We start from the raw sequence: 18,699 nt of genomic DNA, 5'->3' as shown, positions 1-18,699 counted from the left end.
GAAGCATGATCGAGATCGAAAACCTGACGATGAACTATGGCGAGCTGCGGGCGCTGGACGGGCTGAACCTCACCATCAAGCCCGGGGAGCTGTTTGCCTTTCTGGGGCCCAACGGCGCGGGCAAGACCACGGCCATGAAGCTGCTCACCGGCCTGATGAAGCCGGACGCGGGGCGCGTGCGGCTCTGCGGGCATGACGTTCAGGCGGAGGCCATGCAGGCGAAGGCGCTGCTGGGCTACGTGCCGGATGTGGCGGTGTTTTATGAGAAGCTCACCCCGCTGGAGTTCATGGACTTCATCGCCGAGCTGTTTGAAATGGACCCGGTGCATGCGGCGGCGCAGACGGACGCACTCTTCACCAAATTTGCGCTGCATGAATACGGAAGGCAGCGCATTGAAAATCTCAGCCACGGCACGCGGCAGCGCCTCGGCATTGCCAGTGCGCTGCTGCATGATCCGAAGGTCTTTGTGATCGATGAGCCCATGGTGGGGCTGGACCCCATCCACGCCCGCACGGTGAAGCGCGAGATCAAGGAGCGCAGCCTGGCGGGCACCACCGTGCTGATGAGCACGCACCTGCTGAACATCGCGGAGGAGCTGGCGGATCGCATCGGCATCATCCATTACGGAAAGCTCGTGGCCCTGGGCACCCTGGAGGAGCTGCGCCGCGACCATGAACAGCGCGGCAGCCGGCTGGAGGATATTTTCCTCAGCATGGTGGAGGAGAAATGAGGAATGAATGACCAAGCCAGACACACCGTTTAGTCATTCGGACTTCATTCGTCATTCTTCATTCTGGTTTCGTCATTCTTTCCCCGTCACAATCACCGCATGAAAAAATTCCTCTTTCTCCTTATGACCACCCTGGCTCTTGCCGCTGATACCAACGTCCAGGACATCACCGTCAAGGACATCGAGGGCAAGGAGACGACGCTGAAGACCTACGCGGGGAAGGTGCTCCTCATTGTGAATGTGGCCTCTGAGTGCGGCTACACGCCGCAGTATGCGGGGCTGCAGAGCCTCTATGGAAAGATGAAGGACAAGGGGCTGGTGGTGATGGGGTTCCCCTGCAATGACTTCGGCGGCCAGGAGCCCGGGAGCGAGGCGGAGATCAAGAACTTCTGCACCGAGCGTTTCAAGGTGACCTTCCCGATGTTTGCCAAGGTGGCGATCAAAGGAGAGGGCAAAAGTCCGCTGTATGCCGCGCTGCAGTCGGCGGCGGGCGGCGAGGTGGGCTGGAACTTTGAAAAGTTTCTGGTGGGCAAGGACGGCAAGGTCTTGCAGCGCTTCGGCTCGGATGTGGAGCCCGATTCGCCGGAGCTGATGGCGGCGATCGAGGCGGCGCTGAAGTAAGGCGAATCGAGCATGAATGCCTTGGCCAAACGGATGATGGTTCTGCTGGTGGCTGTCCTCTGCACCGCGTGTTCGGCATCGAAGCCGCGTGCTCCGTGGGTTAATTACGCGGATGCGATGAGCAAAGTCAGGGCCGCAAAGACATCCAAGGGCATGCCAAGAGCCAAGATATTTTATCACTTCCGACTTTATGGAGTTCCGAGTGGGCGTTCGCCCGTTGGTGGCTGGGGTGGTTACGCGAGTAGCGCGGAGGTTTGGAGCATCCCTGACGGATGTACATTGGCAGCATCCAAGCACTGGCGATACCGCCCCATTGCCCCGAAAAATGCTTCCTCAGAAGCGGGTCTTCCAACCCTTATGGCCATCGCTAGTGGCGTAAAACTCCCAAGTCCTGAGGTCGACGAAAAGTTCTACCACGAACCCCGCCTGGAGCCGTATTTTGACACGTTGATTTTGACAGATCGAAACGAGAAGGTCGTGGGAAGAATTGATTTGCCTTACCGGTGAAGTTTTGAAAGCACCAGGCTCAATGCTTCGCCATCCAGTCCGCCAGCTGCCGCCTCTGCACGGGCAGCTTGCGGTGAAAGCTGTCTTCAATGGCCGCAGCCGCCATGCCGGATTCGCCTTCTGGGATGATGCCGAGCATTTCGGCGAGGCGCTGCTCAAAGCGCGTGATCAGCGCGGGCACCGGATCTTTCGCCGCGAGATAGTCGAGCGCTTTCACCAGCAAGTCGTGGATCTCGGGAATAGGCGAGCCGGTTTCGGCGACGAGGCTGATGAGCTTCACCAGGTAGGTGGCGGCGAGGACGCGGCCGTAGCTTTCGCGCAGGCCCAGGCGGGGATTCGTCCAGCGGGCCTCCGCCAGCGTGTGCAGGTCGCTGGATTTGCTGCGCACGAAGCGGAGCTCGGCGGAGACAAAGAGGTCCAGCACGCCGGAGAGCGGGGATTTGGGGCGGAGGGCGCCTTTGGCGATGGTCTTGAAAAGGCCGGCCTCCGGGGAGCACCACTGCACGATGAGGCTGGCTTCCGAATAGCGCGTGCGCCCGATGAGGATGGCCTCGGTTTTTTCCATGATGACAAAAGGCGTTGAACTCGTGTGCCCAGCCGTTATCTACGCTGCATCATGGAAAAGACCAGCAAGACCATCCTCACCGACCTCCAGGCCCTCGACACCACCGCCCTCAAGGCCAAGCTGGGGGAACTCCGGAGGTATCTTTGACGTACCGAAATTAAAAGACGAACTGGCCATGCTGGAGGACCGCCTGGCGGCCCCTGGCTTCTGGGATGACGCGAACGCGGCGCGCAAGACGATCGACCGCACCAACGTGATCAAGAAGAAGATCGGACCGCTCCAGGAACTGGAGGGGCGTGCCGCCGATTTCGACGGACTCATCGAACTGGCCAAGGAGGCCGGGGACATGGAGACCTGGCGCGAGGTGGAGCAGGAGCACAAGAAGCTCACGGAAGACGTGGGCACCTTTGAGCTCAGCCAGCTTCTCAAAGGCCCCTTTGACCGTGGCAATGCCTTCATCAACATCCACTCCGGTGCCGGTGGCACGGAGGCCTGTGACTGGGCGGACATGCTCATGCGCATGTACCAGCGCTGGTGCGTGCGCCGTGGCTACAAGGTGGAATTGATCGACCATGAACCCGGCGACGACGTGGGCACACGCTCCGCCACGCTGGAAGTGATCGGCGAAAATGCCTTCGGCTTCCTGCAGGCCGAGCGCGGCGTGCACCGGCTGGTGCGGATCTCCCCCTTCGATGCGGCGAAGAAGCGCCACACGAGCTTTGCCTCCATTGACGTCACGCCGGACTCCGAAGAGGACATCGACATCGTCGTGCGCGATGAAGACCTGCGCGTGGACACCTACCGTGCCGGCGGCAAAGGCGGCCAGAACGTGAACAAGGTGGAAACCGCCGTGCGTCTCACCCACATCCCCAGCGGTGTCATCGTCGCCTGCCAGATCGAGCGCAGCCAGCCGAAGAACCGCGCCAAAGCCATGGCCATGCTCAAGGCCAAGCTCTACCAGATCGAGGAAGACAAGCGCAAAGCCGAGATCGACCGCCAGTATGGCGAGAAGAGCGAAATCGGCTTCGGCTCCCAGATTCGCAGCTACGTTTTCCAGCCCTACCAGATGGTCAAAGACCTCCGCACCGGCGTCAAAACCAGCAGCATCTCCGACGTCATGGACGGCGAACTCGACCCCTTCATGGAAGCCATGCTCCGCGGCCAGAAGGCCGAGAAGGGGGAGAAGGACGACGACGAGTAGTGGCTGGATTCTAGATGCTTGATCCTAGATGCTGGATGTCTGAGAATTGGAGCCAACATGAGCTATCAAACCCTCGACATCTGGCAGCTTGCCAGGCAAGTCTCCATTGAAATTCACACAATGACTCTCAACAAGCTGCCGAAGTTTGAGATGTACGAAGAGGGCTCGCAGATTCGTCGTTCGGCAAAGTCGGTTCGTTCCAATATCGTGGAAGGCTATGGCAGGCGCGAGTACAAACAGGATTTCGTCCTGCGGTTGAGCTATGCCCTGGCCTCCAATGACGAAACCATTGATCATCTGGACACTTTGCGCGAGACTGGCTCGCTCATGGATGGGGCAATTTACGAAAAGCTTCGCGAAGACCTCACACATCTGGGCAAAAAATTAAACCTCTTCATCCAAGCCGTTCGCGAAGGTCACCGATCCCCAAAATAGCCATTCCGGATCCAGTATCTAGCATCGAGAATCTAGCATCCAGCAACTAGCCCCATGAAGCCTGTCTTCGAAAAAGTGCCCAAGCGTCAGTGGGAGTCGTTTCACTGCGAGGTCGTGCGTGCGCTGGATTATGGGACGCGGTGGCATTTTCATCCGGAGTATCAGCTCACGCTGGCGATTGAAAGCCGCGGGCACCGGGTGGTGGGGGACAACATCGGACCGCTGACGGACGGGGACATCGTGCTCATCGGGTCCAACCTGCCGCATGTGTGGCACCAGGACACGAGCGCGAAGTCGCGGCGAGTGAACGCCATCATCGTGCGGTTTGATGAGTCCTTCCTCGGGCGTGATTTCATGGCGCTGCCGGAGATGGAGGCGGTGAAGCGGCTGCTGCAGCGTGCGGCGCGCGGCCTGGAGGTGCGCGGTCCGGCGCGTGCGGCGGTGACGGAGCACATGAAGCGGCTGGCTGAAAGCGAGGGACTGGCGCGGGTGATCGAGCTGCTGGCGATTCTCAATGCGCTGGCGAAGTCCGAAGACCTGAAGCCGCTGGCCAGTTCGAACTTTGAGCCGAAGCTGGAATCCGCCGACCAGGGGCGGATGGAGCGGGTGATCGACTTCATCCACACCCATCTCACGGAGGAGATCGACCGCGAGCGCCTGGCGAAGCTGGCGCACCTGAGCCTGGGGGCCTTCAGCCGGTTCTTCCACTCGCGCACCGGCAAGACGGTGCCGCAGTATGTGAACGAAGTGCGCATCGGCCGCGCCTGCGGCATGCTGGCGGAGGATGTGTCCAACATCACGGACATCGCCATGGACTGCGGCTACCGGAACCTGGCGAACTTCAACCGCCGCTTCCGCGAGGTGATGGGCACCACGCCCAGCTCCTACCGGCAGAAATTCCGCGGCATGGCCGGGAAGTGACGCCCCCGCCACTTGCGCCGCCTTTCATCCGGTGAGATAAACAGGGCATGAGTCAGATGCTTGAACCGGATCTTTCCGTGGTGGACCTCCGCTCCTACTTCGTGCGGAAGCGCAATGCGCTGCTGGTGCGCGGGCGCTTCAGTCCGCTGTACCTGGACTACTACCTGCACCTGATGCAGCATGGCATCCAGAATGCGGAGCCGCTTGACCAGATGCTGAAGGATGCGCTGGCGGGCCTGGCGCTGCACCTGTGCTCCCGCCCGCAGGATGAGAGCTGCGCGTGGACCATCCATGTGAAGGAGCCCCAGCGGGCAAACATCTTTGTCACCGGCAGCACCCGCCCCGGCAGGGTGGCGGGCCGTGTCTTCACCGAGGATGTGCGTCAGGAGGGCGAGGCCCTGTTCATCGCACAGACGACACGTCCGGATCAGGCTCCGCGGCAGAGCATGATCGAATTCCACGGCAGCGACATGCTGGCTGCGGTGGAGACCTTTTACACCACCAGCGAGCAGCGGCTCACGCGTTTCTTCCGGCTGGAGGACGAGGAGTTTGTGCAGATCTCAGCCGAGCCGGACTGCGATGAACCGTGGCTGGCGGCCCTCACGCTCGCGCAGGTGCTGGAGCTGGAGACGGCGGAGCACCTGACGCTGCTGGAAACCCGCGGCTATGTGTTTGAGTGCGGCTGCTCGGTGGAGCGGCTGATGCCCATCATCATGCGCCTGCCGCAGGATGACCTGGACCACATCTTTGCCGATGGCGTGGCGCAGATCACCTGCCCGCGCTGCGGGGCGGTCTTCCGCACCGCGAAGGAGAGCTTTGAGCAGTGGCGGTCCGCGCACTCGTAGTGCAAGCGTCCCGCTTGCATTTTCCAACTGCAAACGGGACGTTTGCACCACTCGCATGAAACTCGCCCTCATCCGCCGTCAGTTCTCCGCCACCGGGGGCGCGGAGCTGTATGTGCAGCGGCTGCTGCGCGGGCTGACGGCGGCGGGGCATGAGACGCATCTGTTTGCGGAAAAGTGGCAGGGGCAGGCGGAGGGCGTGCAGTTTCACAGCATCCATGTGGCAGGCTCCCGCGCGGAGAGGCCGCTGCAGTTTGCAGAGGGCGTGAATGCGGCCCTGCAGCACCTGCGGTTTGACTGCGTCTTCAGCCTGGAGCGTACGCTGCGGCAGGATGTGTACCGTGCGGGAGACGGGCTGCACCGCGTGTGGCTGCAGCAGCGCAGGCGCTTTGCGCCCTGGTGGAAAAGGCCGCTGGTGGGCCTGGGGGCCTTCCACCGCAACATGCTGGCGCTGGAGGCGCGCACCTTTGATCCGGCCAACACCCAGCGCATCATCGTGAACTCCGAAATGGTGCGCGGAGAGATCGCGCAGCATTTCCCTGACTTCCCGCAGGAGCGCGTGCACACCATCCGCAATGGCGTGGAGGTACGGCGTTTTCAAAATGTGTCCCGAGCCGCGGCGCGCCGGCGCTTCCGGCTGGAGGAGAATGATTTTGTGCTGCTCTTCGTGGGCTCCGGCTGGGAGCGCAAAGGGCTGCCGTGGCTGCTGAAATTCATGGCTGCGCACAGCGATGATCCGCATTTGAAACTGCTCGTAGTCACACGGGACCGCATGCGCGGCAAGGTGCCGCCGAACGTGATCCTCACCGGGCCGATGCCCGAAGTGGAGGCCGCGTATGCCGCCGCCGACGTGCTGACATTTCTGCCGATTTACGAGCCCTGCTCCAATGTGGTGAGCGAGGCGCTGGCCACCGGCATTCCGGTGATCACCACCGCCTTCAATGGCGCCAGCGAATTGATCGACCCCGGGGTGAACGGCCAGGTGCTGGATGATCCCGCGGATCTGGCCACGCTGGGCATGTGCATCAACCACTGGCGCGCGCGAGGCCAGGCCGGCCCCGTGAAAACGAGGCTGCCGCTGGATCTGGAGACGAATGTGATGCTCACTTTGCAGGTGCTGGAGCTGGCGGCGCGAGGAGTCTGAGCAGCGCCGCGTGAAGCTGGCGGTTGGAGGCCGTCAGATCCTTCGCGTCCAGTCCGGCCAGGCATGCCCGCGCCTGCTCCGGCTTTTTCAGGCGGATGAGAACAGCCGCGCGATCCAACAGCAGACGATTGGTGAAATGGGTGATGAAGGCAGAGGGCGAAGTTGAAGGGGGCCCGCTGCCAGCGAGGGCCCATGCGGCCTCGGCCGTTTCCAGCGCGCCGTGACGCAGCATGAAAGCCGCGAGATTGGAGAGCTGATAAGACGGCAGCAGACGGCCCTCTTTGAGAATGACGGCGCCTTCTTTCAGCAGCTCCTCGGAAGTGAAAAAGTCCCGGTGAACCAGCTCATCCCAGGGGTCCCTGGTGCCGGCGGCCATCCCGGCGCGCGCGGAGAGCTGCATGAACAAGTTCAGCCGCTGCTGAAAGGAGAGGCGCGTTTTGCCGGAGCCGGCGGCGGCCGTGGCCAGATCCAGCAGCATGTCGTTGTCCCGGATGCTGGAGTCCCTTTCAGCAGGAAGAGGCCCGCCTTTCAGGGCGGCCTGCCAGGCCTGCAGCAGCAGGTTGAGCTGCGGCACGGAGTAGTGAGAGGAGTCGGTCTTGTTTGATGCGTCGGCGCCGAGCAGGGAGAGACGGGAGAGCTTCTCGGGGTCACGCGCCTCCCCGGCCTGCCAGAGCTGAGCCAGGCAGAAAAAGAGCGTGTGCCGGAAGTCCGTCTCGAGCGTGGTAAAATCACTGCGCTGGGCGGAGGCGGGATCGTTTTTCACGCGCTTAAGCCAGGTGTCCGCCGCAGCGGCCTCCCCACGTGCCAGCTTGAGCGCCGCATGAATGGCGAAGAAGTCTGACCACAGCCGCAGGTGGTTCTGATCTCGCGACAAGTCGGCGGACGTAAACATCTTCGCCAGCTCATCATACTGAGCCAGCAGCGGAAGTGCGGCGGCTGTGTCTTCCAGACCCAGGGCGATGAATGGCAGGATGCGCTTTTCAGCAGCGGCCGCCGGCGGCAGTGACGAAAGCTTTTTGGCGAAATCTTCAAAGCGCCGTTTGCGGTCCGGCCGTGGCTGGCGCGGGTACAGCACTTGGGTGGCCAGGTCATCGGCACGCAGGGCCACGGCTTCGGAGAGCAGCGCGTCGTCAGCAGGGTGGCTCTGCAGGGCCTTGAGGGTTTCCGCGCTGGCGGGCAGCCAGCCGCCGCCGGTTGCATGGGTCTTTGACGAAAGATTCTGGAGCGACTGGGAAAGGCGCGCATCCATGGCATGGCGCGCATCACCCGATTCGAGCAAAATGCCGGTCATTTGATGCATGGCGGTGCCGTAGCTGTCCTTGAGGAGCTGCTGAATGACATCCACGGAAGCTGAGCGCGCGGCATAGCGCATGAGAAACGGTGGGAACGCCGATTCGATGTACCGTGTGCCGCTCGCGCGCATGATCTCCTCACGCTGCCGCCAGCGTTCTAGCACGAGCCGGCTGGTTTGTTTCCAGGAGTCACTGTCGGGCAGAACCGAGCCGGCAGTCAGGAGGGAGTTCAGTTCGAATTGAGATACGGAGCCGCCCTCATGCCAGGCCTGCGCGGCTTCCAGCGCCCAGGTCTGCACCGTTTCGTCATCCAGCAGGCCCGGATAAATCGCCGTCAGAAAGCCCGCCAGGGCCAGGCGTACGTGTGAGGGGATGGAGCCATCCTTCAGCAGCGCCGTGCAGGCCGCAGAGGCGCTGGCAAACTTTTTCTCCCTCTGCGGAGAAGCAGGCATGGCAGGCAGACGTGTGCTTGCAGGATCGGCATGCACGGGCTCCGTGGCCTCCATCAAGGACAGGGCCAGCGTGAGTTCGGCCGCCGGAATCTTCATGCTCCCGCCATTCTGATCCGCGGCCCACTTTGAGAGCTCGCGCTGCTCCGCGGCACCCATGCGGGCGAGCATCTCATGCATCAGCGGCAGCCAGAGGCCGCGTGTGGCGGCGGGATCCGCATGCCTGGAGATGTCTTTGACGAGCGCCCCAAAGGTCTCTGCCGGAGCCGCCCAGCCGCCGTGATTTCCCCACGCTAGAAACAGCGGAAAGGAGTTGCCGCCGTACTTTGGCGCCGCGGCGTGGTCGGGCTTGAGGCGGATCTCCGGCATTCGGGCGGCGGCCTGAAGCTGGCACGCGATCAATGCCGCCGGCTTGTCGCTCTGCAGGGTGACGTCGCGGAGAAATTCGCTGAGCCTTTCGCCATCGCGGACGTGGCCGCTTTTGCCAAACAGCGCCGCTGCGTCCTGCGGCTCAAGCCGGCGGCGCATGGCGCGCACCAGCGCCAGCGCTTCCTCGTTCTTTCCAGCTTCCATCAGCCGTTCCAGCTCCTGCGCTACGACGGGAATGTAGCCGCGGAAGGGAGGTGTCACTTCGGCCCGGCCTTCCATCACCGCCTTCAGGCAGGCGCGCTCTTCGGTGTCGCGGAGCCGGAGCAGCGGCGCGAAGGGCCGCAGGCTGGCGTCTGTGTTTTCCGGCTGAAGGAGCGCTGGGTGATCATCTGCAAAGGCGAGCAGGATGGCGCCCGCGGCGGCGGGAGAAACGCCGGCAAACTCCGCGCTGCAGCGCTGCATGCGTGCGGCTTTGCCGGCATCGTCGCCGGCCGTGAGCAGCGCGGACATGAGATGGTGGCCGAAATGGGCGCCTGATTTTTCAGCGAGCATGAGGGCTGTCTGCTCGCGCACTTCAGGGCTGGCTTTCTGCAGGCGCCACAGCACGAGGCCCAGCAGGCTGCGCTTGGGCAACTCGGTGCTGTCATTCATCCTGAGCCACGAGAAAAGACTCATCGCATTGCCCTGGGAGGGACCGAGCACGGGCACGGGGTCAAAGGCCGACGCCTCCGCCAGCAGCCCCATCTCATCCATGGCGGCAATGAGCGGCGCGGCGCCGGCCAGTGTGGCGTCCGGAAGCGCGGCCTCGATGAGGTTGAGTTCATTCCAGTCCCTGCCAAAGCGGAAGACGGGAGGCCCCGCCTTCGAAAAGCACTGCAGCACGGCGGGCGTGAGGCGGGGCAGTGCGCCCAGCGCCTGGTATAGGGGCGTGAGCAAAGGCTTGCGGAACGGATCCCCGTCGCTGGAAAACTCCCCGGCGTGAATGTTGAAGACATGCTCCAGGCCCTTTTGGGCGCGATCCGGCGCGGACCTGGCGATGAAGGCGAGCTGCGAGGCGAGGTGCTCCATGGCCGGGTTGCGTTCCATGGGCGAGTAATACCCGCGGTTCCGCCGCGCCATGGGCATGCCATTGAATCCGCCCCCGGGGCCGGGAGTCTGGGGAACGTTTTGATAGTACAAGTCTTCGATCTGCTCCCACCGCGTCGTTTTCATCAGGCTCTCGAAAAATTCGAGGTGCAGCGTCTCCTGCTTCTGCAGCAATGGGGCGAACTCAGCGTGCAGCGCCGGCACCAGCGGAGCCATGATGTCCGCCCAGTGCTGCCGCTCAAAGAAGCCGGCGAGCATCTTTTTCTGTTCGGCGGAGGCGAGCGCGATCTCATCCGCGTGCGCGCTCGCAAAGGCGGTGATGTCCGCGCTGGATTTGCTGCCGCACATCAGCAGGACAATGCCGACACCCAGCGTGCGCGGCTGCCTTTTTTGCAGCTCCTCGGCCAGGTGGGGAAACGTGCGCCCCTGGACGAGCTCATCGCGCCAGACCTCGAGCATCGTCTCCGGCACGGAAGATGCGCGCCCTGGGAAATTTCGGCTCTCATTCGGGATTCTCGCGGCGCCTTGCAGCGGCATCGGATTGAAAGTGGCGGCGGGATCCAGCATTCCGGTGGCCTCCAGCAGCGCGATGAAGCGCCGGGGGTGCTCCCGGTGTTGGGAGATGTAGCGGATGCTGTTGAGCACATTTTCCATCCAGGCGCTGTCTTTGGTCGCTCCCAGCTCCCCGGCGCGCTGGAGGACTTCGCGCAGGAGCTCCGGCACCGTGGCGGCCTTTGCCAGCCACTGGGCGACGTGGGTCTGGCTCAGAGGAAGGTTCCGGCCCCGGTTGCTCTGTGCGTCCTCCCGGGCCAGCAGTTTGCTGAAATGGTCGAGCAGCGCAATCGCACGTGGCTTGTCCGACTGGGCAAGGCGGTCCAGCAGCGGCGAGACCTCCTGCATGGCCTGGTATGGCGCGACGCCGGCATTGGCAAAATTCGTGATCTGCATCCAGCGGGCCAGTTCGGTTTCACTCTGGGAGCCTTCCGCGGCAGCCAGAGGATCGAGCGCTTGTTTGAGCGCCGGGTCCGCGGCGGATTTCTCCTCCAGGTCCGGCATGCGGGCCCGCAGCAGAGCCAGGAGGCAGGCGGCGGACTCCGGCTGGAGTTTCGCAAAATCGCCCTGGCGTTTTTGAATGAAGGCCAGTAGCGCGGAGTCATCCGGCCGTTTCGGGGAATAAAAGCTGCGCACGTTCGGATCGTCCCCGGGAGCGCGATGGAGAAAGGCCAGCACAAGCTCCGTGCCGAAGGTGGCGGGTTGTTTCGCCAGGAAATCCCGGGCCGCGACCTGTAGCGCCCTCTGATTGTCGATCACATTGATGATGCGGGCAAGCAGGGTGGGCTCCTGGTCGTTTTGGTATTTGAGATCACGAAATTCGGCGGCATCAGCGACCCATGGCGTGCGGGAAAACAGGGCGGGCACATTGCCCTGGCTGCTTAATGAGTTTTGAAGATGGCTGAGCAAACTGCCAGTCCACTCACGCGAGCGGGTGAAGCCTTCCTGTTCCGCCAGCGTGATGGCCAGCCGCACCATCTGCGGCGACTGGCCCAGCGAGGAGAGGAAGCGGTACACGGGGGAGTCGCTGTTGCGCCGCATCGTCGCGCGCTTCTGCACCGCGCTGCCGCGCAGGAGCTCCACCGCATGCCGGGCCACTTCCTCCGCCTTGGCCGCGTCGATGATCGCAAGGTCACGCAGGAACATGGGGAATTGCTCGATAAACTGGTATTCCTCCCGGCCGAGATCAGTCCACTTGGCAGCGGCGAGCACCTGGTCGGCCTTGCCGTGGAGCTCCTGGTTTTCGATTTGAAGCAGCGGAGCCAGCACCTGCGTGAGCTCCTCCCCCATCTGGTCCGGATGCGGGTAGCCGTCCAGTTCACGCTGCAGGAGGGAGGACAGCTCGCTCTGGCTGGTGGCGGGCATGGCGGCGATGTCTTTGGCATGATGCACCAGCACCAGGCGGAGTGCGGCGCTGCGCGGGGCGGCGCCGCCATCGCGGTTCAGTTGAGCCCGGGGATCCAGGCTGGACGTGACCGGTGTCGGCTTGCCGTCGATCTGCAGGAGGGTGCCATCCCGTTTGACCAGCAGCGCCTGCAGCAGGTGGCTGCCAAAGGTGGGCCTGCCCTGGCCAATGCGGGTGAGCGCCGTGGCCAGCATGTCGTCATTCCAGTGTTCGCGGTAGTCACGGGCCAGGTTTCCCAGCCACGTCGTGTGCGACTCACCGAGAAGGTAGGCGCGAAACGACGCCGCCTCGCCGAGAAAACCGATGGCGCCCGCCGTCTGCATGAAGTCATCCACGGACGGGCAGTTGCTGCTGCTGAAGCGGCTCGCCACCTGGCGGAGCCAGTCAGGAGACGTCAGCAGGCCGTCTTCGGTGGCCAGCGGAAGCAGCGGCAGTCCGCGGCGGTCCTGCAGCAGATTCTGCAGCCCCTGCACGTAGCCCGCCACGGCCTGGCCGGAGCGGCTGACCCGGGATGGAAAATACCCGCCGCCACGCTGACGCTGGTGCTGGGCCTCGCGCCAGGCGGTGATTTTTTCAGCCCGGAGTTCAGGCGTGGCGCCGATCCACTGGTCACGCAGGCTGCGGATGAAGCCGCGCATCGCCTCGGGATCACGCTGGCCCAGGGCAAAGGCGTAGGTCTTGAGCACTTCAGCCACATAGCCAAAGCGGATGCTGGTGTCCCTGGCGGTCTGGGAGATGAAAAGGTGGTTCAGCGGCTCTTTGATCTGCCGCACATCCCAGAGCCGGACGATCTCCTCCAGGGGGCTTCCCGCCTGGTGGCTGCTGTAGGTGAGGCGGCCGCGCGTGCCCGCCGGCTTGAGCCAGGCCTCGGCCGCGGAGACGAAGTGCGCCTCGTCCGCGGTGAGCAGCGCGGCATAGGCGCGGCAGTATTCGGTCATGGCTTTTCCCTCGGCCTTGAGAATGGCGGGAAACACCACCTCATCCAGCAGGCGCTGGTCTCCGCGCAGCGCGGCGGAGTAGGTGGCAAACACCGCCGGCACCGGCATGGGAATGCGCTCATGCGTGGCGAAAAAGCTGCCGAAGGCGGAGGCTGGATACGTGCCGCCGTAGTAGGACGAGCCGCCTCCCTGCGCCGCGAGCCGCCGCCGGACCTTGGGCATGGCGCGCTGGCTCAGGAGGTCCAGCGCCGTCTTTTCCATTTCGGCCAGGCTGGTATTTTCAAACATGGCCATGCCGGCCAGCGGGGCAAAGCCCATGAGCGCCAGCTCCGGGATCTGCATCATCGCCTGGCACAGCTCATTCTGCGCCGCGCGGCGTTCATCCCGCGCCTTCTGGCTTTGCGGGGTCAGCTTCAGCGTGCCGTCGTCATTCAGAGCCCAGGCGCGGCGGCCGTTGGCGGGATTTTTTTCCCTGTACGGTTCCCACAGGGAGGGGAAGGAGAGGGTCTGGTCTGAGACGCCGTTTTGAAGACTGTTCAAGACCTGATAAAAGTGCTGGCTCATGCCGGCGGGCATGGTCCGCGCCGGGGGAAGGGAGCGCAGCCACGCGGAGAGCAGCCCGGAAAGCGCGGCGGGGCGCGGCACGGAGATGGGGCTGCGCTCGGTGAGCTCCTGCGTGACAGACGGCAGATACAGCGTCTGCGTGATCTCCGGCATGAGGGCCCAGTGCTGCAGCGCCGTCTGGAAGTCTCCCTCCAGGGAGAGGAGCACGGCGAGGCGCGCATGCGAGGCAAAGGCGCGTGGATTGGCGGCGATCACCGCGCGGTGGGCTTCGATCGCGGGCTTGGTTTCCATCCCCGTGTGCTCCAGCAGGACGGCGTACTCCTGCTGCGGCTTCCAGCCTGCGGCCGCTGCTTTCTGCATGGCCTGCATCACGTCATCTGTGAGCTTGTGCTGCGTGCACAGATTGATGAGCTCATGAAGCTGATAATGGCTGGAGGAGCTGTTCTGCGGGTTCAGGCAGCCCTGGACCGCCACGCGGAGCTGGGACACCACCTCCTGCACCGCGGCCGCGCGGTCGCCTTTTTGCAGCAGTTCTTCGGCGGAGACCCGCTTCTTCTGCTGCTGCCGGTAGGTGTAGCTGCGCGAATAGGGATTGCTGATGGCCGCGGTGTTCTGGGAGCGCGGGACGGAGCCCCCGCTCTGCGCGGCCTTCATGATCTGCTGCGCCTCCTCCTGCATGTCAAAGGCGTTGAACATCTCCACCACCATGAACTTCTGCTCCTGCGTGACGGCCGTCTGGGAAAGGTGCTCCAGCACCGGCTTCACGGTGGCGGCGAGCTTTTCGGACTGGGCTTTGTCCGCCTCCTGCAGCAGCCGCTGGGCGTGATAGACCATCGCCAGGTCGAGCTCGGAAATGGTCTGGGCTTCCGTGGCCAGCACCTGCGCCTGCTGGAAAAAGCCCAGCGCTTTTTCAGACTGGTTCATCTGCTGGCAGAGCCATCCGGCGAGGAGCAGATCATCCAGCGCGGGGCTCGCGGCCAGGCGGGGCGCCAGCTCATCGAGCATGGACTGCTGCTCCCCTGTCATGAGCCGGAGAATGAGCTTCAGGCCCGGCTCGGAGGCTTTTTCGATGAAGGGTTTCAAGCCGTCATGAAAGTCCTTTTTCCACTGCCGCTGCGCGTCATCGAGGTCCTCGTCCTGAATCTGCTGCGGGGACACCCTCTCCACCCAGCTCAAGACATCCGGCGGCAGCTTGAAGGCGATGGAGGTCATCGGCATGGGGGAAGGCTGAAACTCGCTGAAGTAACTGCGTCCGCCGCGACGCGGGGGCGGCTGAGGTGGCGGCGGCACACCGGGCACCGTCTGGCCCTGGACCTGCGGCGTGTCCGGCAGGCTGAGCCGGTGCTGGATGATCTCGACCATGCTCTCCCAGTCCTTCACACCGGCCAGCGCAAAGATCACTTCCGCGATGTGATAGTTCTGCTGGGTGTCCGCCGTGCGCATCCAGCGTTTCAGGATCGCGGTGATGGCACGCACCTCCTTCGCGCTCAAAGGCGACACATTGGGGTCCAGCGTCTGCTGGGGAAAGAGCTCAGAATGCGTGCGCAGCAGGCCGATGAGCATCTGCTGCTCGGCGGGGCCGCCCTGGCGCAGACTCTCGCAGATTTCGAGAATGCGCGGCACCCAGGCGGAGGACTGGTCGCCGCCGCTGCGCCAGGCCAGCGCCGCCGTGCGCAGGGCCAGCGCAGGATGGCTCGTCTTGAAAAGTTGAAACGCACGCTCACAGACGTGCAGCATCTCAGAGGGATCTCCGCCTCGGCTCTGCATCAGCCATGCGGCATGCAGCGCGGCGTTTTGCGGCTGCGCATCCAGCATCTCCGGAGTGATGACGAGCTGGGGTGAATTCTCCGCCGCGGCCAGCAGCAGTGCAGCATCGGCGACTCCGGCCTGCTTGAGGCTGCGCAGCGCGGGCTCCCGCTCCGCCACGTCCCACGAGACAATGATCTGCAGCACATGAGCGAGGGCGAGCACGGGTGAGTCGGTGACGCCGGGCGCCTGCGACACGAACCCATTGGCGGGCAGCCCGTTTCCAGAGGCGGAGCCAAAGGGGTTGTAGCCGCCGTAACTGCCGCGGCCGCCCTGTTTGTGCCGGTGCCCATACGCAGCCTGCGCCATGGCTGGCAGCACCAGCCAGTCCTCCGTACCGGGGGGCAGCGCCAGGGTGTCATACTGCCGGCGCAGGCCGATGCTGCGTCCGGTGCTGGTCACGCCGGGAAGTTCTTCGTGCATGCCCATGATTTCAATGAAGGCGCGCACGGCCTCCTTCTCACGCCCCGCCTCCTCCAGCGCCACGGCATGGAGGTAATGCAGCCGGTAGTCGCCAGGATGTTTTTCCAGCGTGGGCTGCAGGAAGGTGAGCACGCGCTCCCACTCGCCCTTTTCCGCGATGGTGTCCGCCATCTGCTCCAGCGCGCGCGCGTCCATCTGGTTGCCCCCGGCCAGCTCAAACAGCATGCGGTAGCCGAGATCCGCATCGCCGCTCTCAATCTGCAGCCGCGCGATGTTTTCCCGCGTCTTGCTCGTTTTGTCCAGCTTGGCCGCGCTTTCCAGCGTGCGGAGCGCCTCGGCGGTCAGGCCGATCTCCTCCTCGCTCCGCGCGATGTCCAGCAGCAGCGCCAGATCCTGCGGCCGCAGGCGCGAAGCCTCATACAGGCAGCGGCGCCGTTCCTCATCATTGTTCGTGGCGCGGTGCAACTCCGCCAGGGCCAGCCAGGGCTGCGCGCTGGCGCGGTTCTGCTGCTGGCGCTGGCGGAAGTTTTCAATGAGACGCGGCAGCGTGCCGTGCTGCTGCGCGGCCTGCGCCAGGGGGCCGATGAGGCGCAGTCGCGCGGTGGCGTCCGCGGTTTTTTCATAGAGCGTCAGGTAGGTGCGCTCCGCCTCGTCTGCCTGGCCGTTTTCCAGACAGCGGGACGCATAGCTGGACGCGGCCTCCACATGGTCAGGGAACTTGCGCAGAGCAGTACGCAGAAGCGCCAGCGCCTCCTTGGTGCGGTCCAGGTCGATCAAGAGGCGGGATTCATCCAGCCATGGCTGCACCGCGCTGGGAGAAAGCTTTTTCCATTCGGCGATCCACGTCAGCGCCTGCTCGAACTTTTCCGCGCGGCGATACCAGTCCACCAGGCGCTGCACGCGCGCTGTGCTCCGCTGGCCGGGAAGCGCAATGACCTGCTGAAGCGTCTGCGCGGCCTTCTCCCAGGCCTGCCGCGTCTGGTACAATTGTGCGAGCTGGCTGAGCGCCACCACCTTGTCCGCGGCCGGGGCCGCATCGAGCACCTTCTCCGCCTCGGCGCCTTTGCGGTCGTTTTCCAGCAGCGCGGCAAGCAGGCAGCGGTTCTGAATGCTCGGCGTCTTCTCGTTTTCGAGCTCCTGCAGAAGTGGCGCGGAAAGCTTCCCGGCCTCATCACTGCGCAGCACCAGCAGCGTGTCCTTCACCGCGGCTTCGATCGTCTCCGCATCCTGCGCCAGACGCAGCCGCGTGCGTGCCCAGGGCAGGGTGCGCTCCACTTCTTTGCAGGCCAGGCCAAGCTGCACCAGCAGCGCGTAGAAGCGCGGTTCATTGGCAAAGTCCGCCTCGCGCGGAATCAGCAGATCCAGGGCCGTGCGTGACTCCTGCCGTGCCTGCAAGGCCTGGGCGATGCGCAGCAGATCCTCCAGCGCCGCGGACTTGGCCAGCCGCTTCCAAATGGCCAGTGCTTCATCGCGCCGGCCGCGGCGGTGCAGATAGTGCGCCTGCGCCTCCTGCGCGCTGATGCTGGCGGGAAAGCTCTCCGCCAGACGCGCATACGCCTGCGCCGCGCGGCTGTCCGCGGCCGCGGGCGGCTCCTCCCAGTTTTCCAGCAGCCGCGCCACGCGCAGGTGCTCCGCCTCGGTGTTTCCCAGCGTGAGAAAACGCTCCAGCGTGGCCTGCGCGGCGGCGTCATCCTTGGCGCGGTGCTGCAGTCCGGCCAGCCGCACCAGCAGCTCCTTGTCCGCCGCATTCTGCTGTGACAGCACCAGCGCCTGCGCGGCCGCTTCCTGGATCAAATCAAGGGATTCCAGCAGATCGAGAAAACCCTCCTGCAGATCGCGCCGTCCGGGATTCGCCTGCAGCAGCGCCCGCGCTTGTTTCAGCGCGGCATCCTTCAGGCCGTTCTCGCCCAGCAGCTTGGTATGCTGCCAGGCCAGCGCCACGCGCTGCGGATTTTCCTGCACCAGCGAAGCCATGAATTTTTCGAGCCCCGCCACATCATCCCCCATGCGAAACACACGGTTCACCCGGCCCAGCACATCGCCTTCGATCCAGGAGTCCGCGCCGGTGGCGGTCAGCGTCTCGCGCAGAGTCTTCAGCGCCTCATCGCGCCGCTCCGCCAGCAGCAGGATGTCTGCCAGGCGAAGCTGCCGCAGCGTCCGCGCCACCGGATCACGGGAGCGTTTGATCAGCCCCTGCGCCGTTTCCAGCGCAGCCTCATACTGGCCTTCATCCGTCAGCAGGTCGATCAGCTCCTCCGTCAGGTCCTCGTCGTTCGCGTGGGCCGCGGCGAGCTCCTTCCACGTGCTCAGCGCCTCCGCGTTCCGGCTCAGGCGCAGCAGTGCACGGCCGCGCAGCTTGCCGATCTCCATCGTGCCGGCCTCGTCCGGCTTCGCCTTCGCCGCGGCATCCAGGGACTGCAGCGCGGCGGTGAAATCAAACGCCCGTGACTCCAGCCGCGCACGCTCGATCCACGCGGCGGCGTTGGCCGGATCCAGTTGCAGTGCCGCTTCATACGCCGTGAGCGCCGCCCGGTCATCGCCCCGGTGCGCATGAAACACGGCCAGCAGGAGCTGGTCCGCCGCCGTCGCCGCGGGCAGCTTCGCCCGCGCCTCCAGAAACACCCCCAGCTCCGCGGGAGAGCTCTCCTCCAGCCACGCGCTGTAAAAGCGCTCAAAGATCGTCCCCGGCTGCGGCCGCTTGACCAGAATGTCCAGATAACGCTGCGCCGGCGCCGGAACCCCGGCAGTCGGCGTTTGTGCGCTGGCACGAGCAGTCAGAAAAAGGAGACAGAAAACAATGCGGCGGTGCATGCTCCGCTTTTAGCGGTACGGAGAGGATGTTGGCAAG

The 18,699-nt window shown here is 64.2% G+C and carries 9 protein-coding genes; 7 read left to right on the top strand and 2 right to left on the bottom strand.

The features are described 5' to 3' along the window. Positions 1 to 5: 5 nt before the first annotated feature. Positions 6 to 731 carry an ABC transporter ATP-binding protein gene (locus ACILSQ_RS18055; protein ID WP_395745048.1) on the top strand — a complete coding sequence of 242 codons (726 nt, stop codon included), beginning with the start codon at positions 6 to 8 and terminating at the stop codon, positions 729 to 731. Between the two features lie 99 nt (positions 732 to 830). Further along, the gene (locus ACILSQ_RS18050) at positions 831 to 1,352 is read left to right on the top strand and encodes a glutathione peroxidase (RefSeq protein ID WP_395745047.1); all 522 of its coding nucleotides are present in this window, start codon (positions 831 to 833) and stop codon (positions 1,350 to 1,352) included. Between the two features lie 526 nt (positions 1,353 to 1,878). Here the strand turns inward: ACILSQ_RS18050 and recO are convergent. Next, positions 1,879 to 2,424, bottom strand: a complete 546-nt coding sequence (gene recO / locus ACILSQ_RS18045) for a DNA repair protein RecO (protein ID WP_395745046.1) — start codon at positions 2,422 to 2,424, stop codon at positions 1,879 to 1,881. Between the two features lie 51 nt (positions 2,425 to 2,475). On the opposite strand from recO, the gene prfB reads away from it, so the two are divergent. The 5 genes from prfB (at position 2,476) to ACILSQ_RS18020 (ending at position 6,967) form a co-directional block, all read left to right on the top strand. Then, positions 2,476 to 3,625 (top strand): peptide chain release factor 2 gene (prfB, locus tag ACILSQ_RS18040; RefSeq protein WP_395745045.1). Its coding sequence is split into 2 segments (ribosomal slippage): positions 2,476 to 2,562 and positions 2,564 to 3,625, totalling 1,149 coding nucleotides; the frame shifts between segments, so codons are not numbered across the junction. 57 nt (positions 3,626 to 3,682) lie between these two features. Beyond that, complete coding sequence (locus ACILSQ_RS18035; RefSeq protein WP_395745044.1) at positions 3,683 to 4,060, top strand: four helix bundle protein; 378 nt, start codon at positions 3,683 to 3,685, stop codon at positions 4,058 to 4,060. Between the two features lie 54 nt (positions 4,061 to 4,114). Continuing rightward, the gene (locus ACILSQ_RS18030; RefSeq protein WP_395745043.1) at positions 4,115 to 4,981 is read left to right on the top strand and encodes a helix-turn-helix domain-containing protein; all 867 of its coding nucleotides are present in this window, start codon (positions 4,115 to 4,117) and stop codon (positions 4,979 to 4,981) included. A gap of 47 nt (positions 4,982 to 5,028) precedes the next feature. Then, the gene (locus ACILSQ_RS18025; RefSeq protein ID WP_395745042.1) at positions 5,029 to 5,826 is read left to right on the top strand and encodes an Hsp33 family molecular chaperone HslO; all 798 of its coding nucleotides are present in this window, start codon (positions 5,029 to 5,031) and stop codon (positions 5,824 to 5,826) included. Positions 5,827 to 5,881: 55 nt separating this feature from the next. Continuing rightward, a complete protein-coding gene (locus ACILSQ_RS18020) occupies positions 5,882 to 6,967 on the top strand; it encodes a glycosyltransferase family 4 protein (protein WP_395745041.1) in 1,086 nt (361 codons plus the stop codon). Here the strand turns inward: ACILSQ_RS18020 and ACILSQ_RS18015 are convergent. Continuing rightward, positions 6,927 to 18,662, bottom strand: a complete 11,736-nt coding sequence (locus tag ACILSQ_RS18015) for a tetratricopeptide repeat protein (protein ID WP_395745040.1) — start codon at positions 18,660 to 18,662, stop codon at positions 6,927 to 6,929. The genes ACILSQ_RS18020 and ACILSQ_RS18015 overlap by 41 nt on opposite strands. Positions 18,663 to 18,699: the final 37 nt, after the last annotated feature.

This window comes from Prosthecobacter sp. (assembly GCF_044227185.1).
Classification (GTDB): Bacteria; Verrucomicrobiota; Verrucomicrobiia; order Verrucomicrobiales; family Verrucomicrobiaceae; genus Prosthecobacter.
The sequence above is the reverse complement of the archived record's forward strand: the minus strand, read 5'-3'. Positions and strand labels throughout refer to the sequence as shown.

Excerpts from the sequence above, each read along its gene's own strand:
- ACILSQ_RS18055 (WP_395745048.1), top strand. The coding sequence starts at position 6 with ATGATCGAGATCGAAAACCTGACGATGAACTATGGCGAGCTGCGGGCG.
- recO (WP_395745046.1), bottom strand. The coding sequence starts at position 2,424 with ATGGAAAAAACCGAGGCCATCCTCATCGGGCGCACGCGCTATTCGGAA.
- ACILSQ_RS18020 (WP_395745041.1), top strand. The coding sequence starts at position 5,882 with ATGAAACTCGCCCTCATCCGCCGTCAGTTCTCCGCCACCGGGGGCGCG.
- ACILSQ_RS18035 (WP_395745044.1), top strand. The coding sequence starts at position 3,683 with ATGAGCTATCAAACCCTCGACATCTGGCAGCTTGCCAGGCAAGTCTCC.
- ACILSQ_RS18025 (WP_395745042.1), top strand. The coding sequence starts at position 5,029 with ATGAGTCAGATGCTTGAACCGGATCTTTCCGTGGTGGACCTCCGCTCC.
- ACILSQ_RS18015 (WP_395745040.1), bottom strand. The coding sequence starts at position 18,662 with ATGCACCGCCGCATTGTTTTCTGTCTCCTTTTTCTGACTGCTCGTGCC.
- ACILSQ_RS18030 (WP_395745043.1), top strand. The coding sequence starts at position 4,115 with ATGAAGCCTGTCTTCGAAAAAGTGCCCAAGCGTCAGTGGGAGTCGTTT.
- ACILSQ_RS18050 (WP_395745047.1), top strand. The coding sequence starts at position 831 with ATGAAAAAATTCCTCTTTCTCCTTATGACCACCCTGGCTCTTGCCGCT.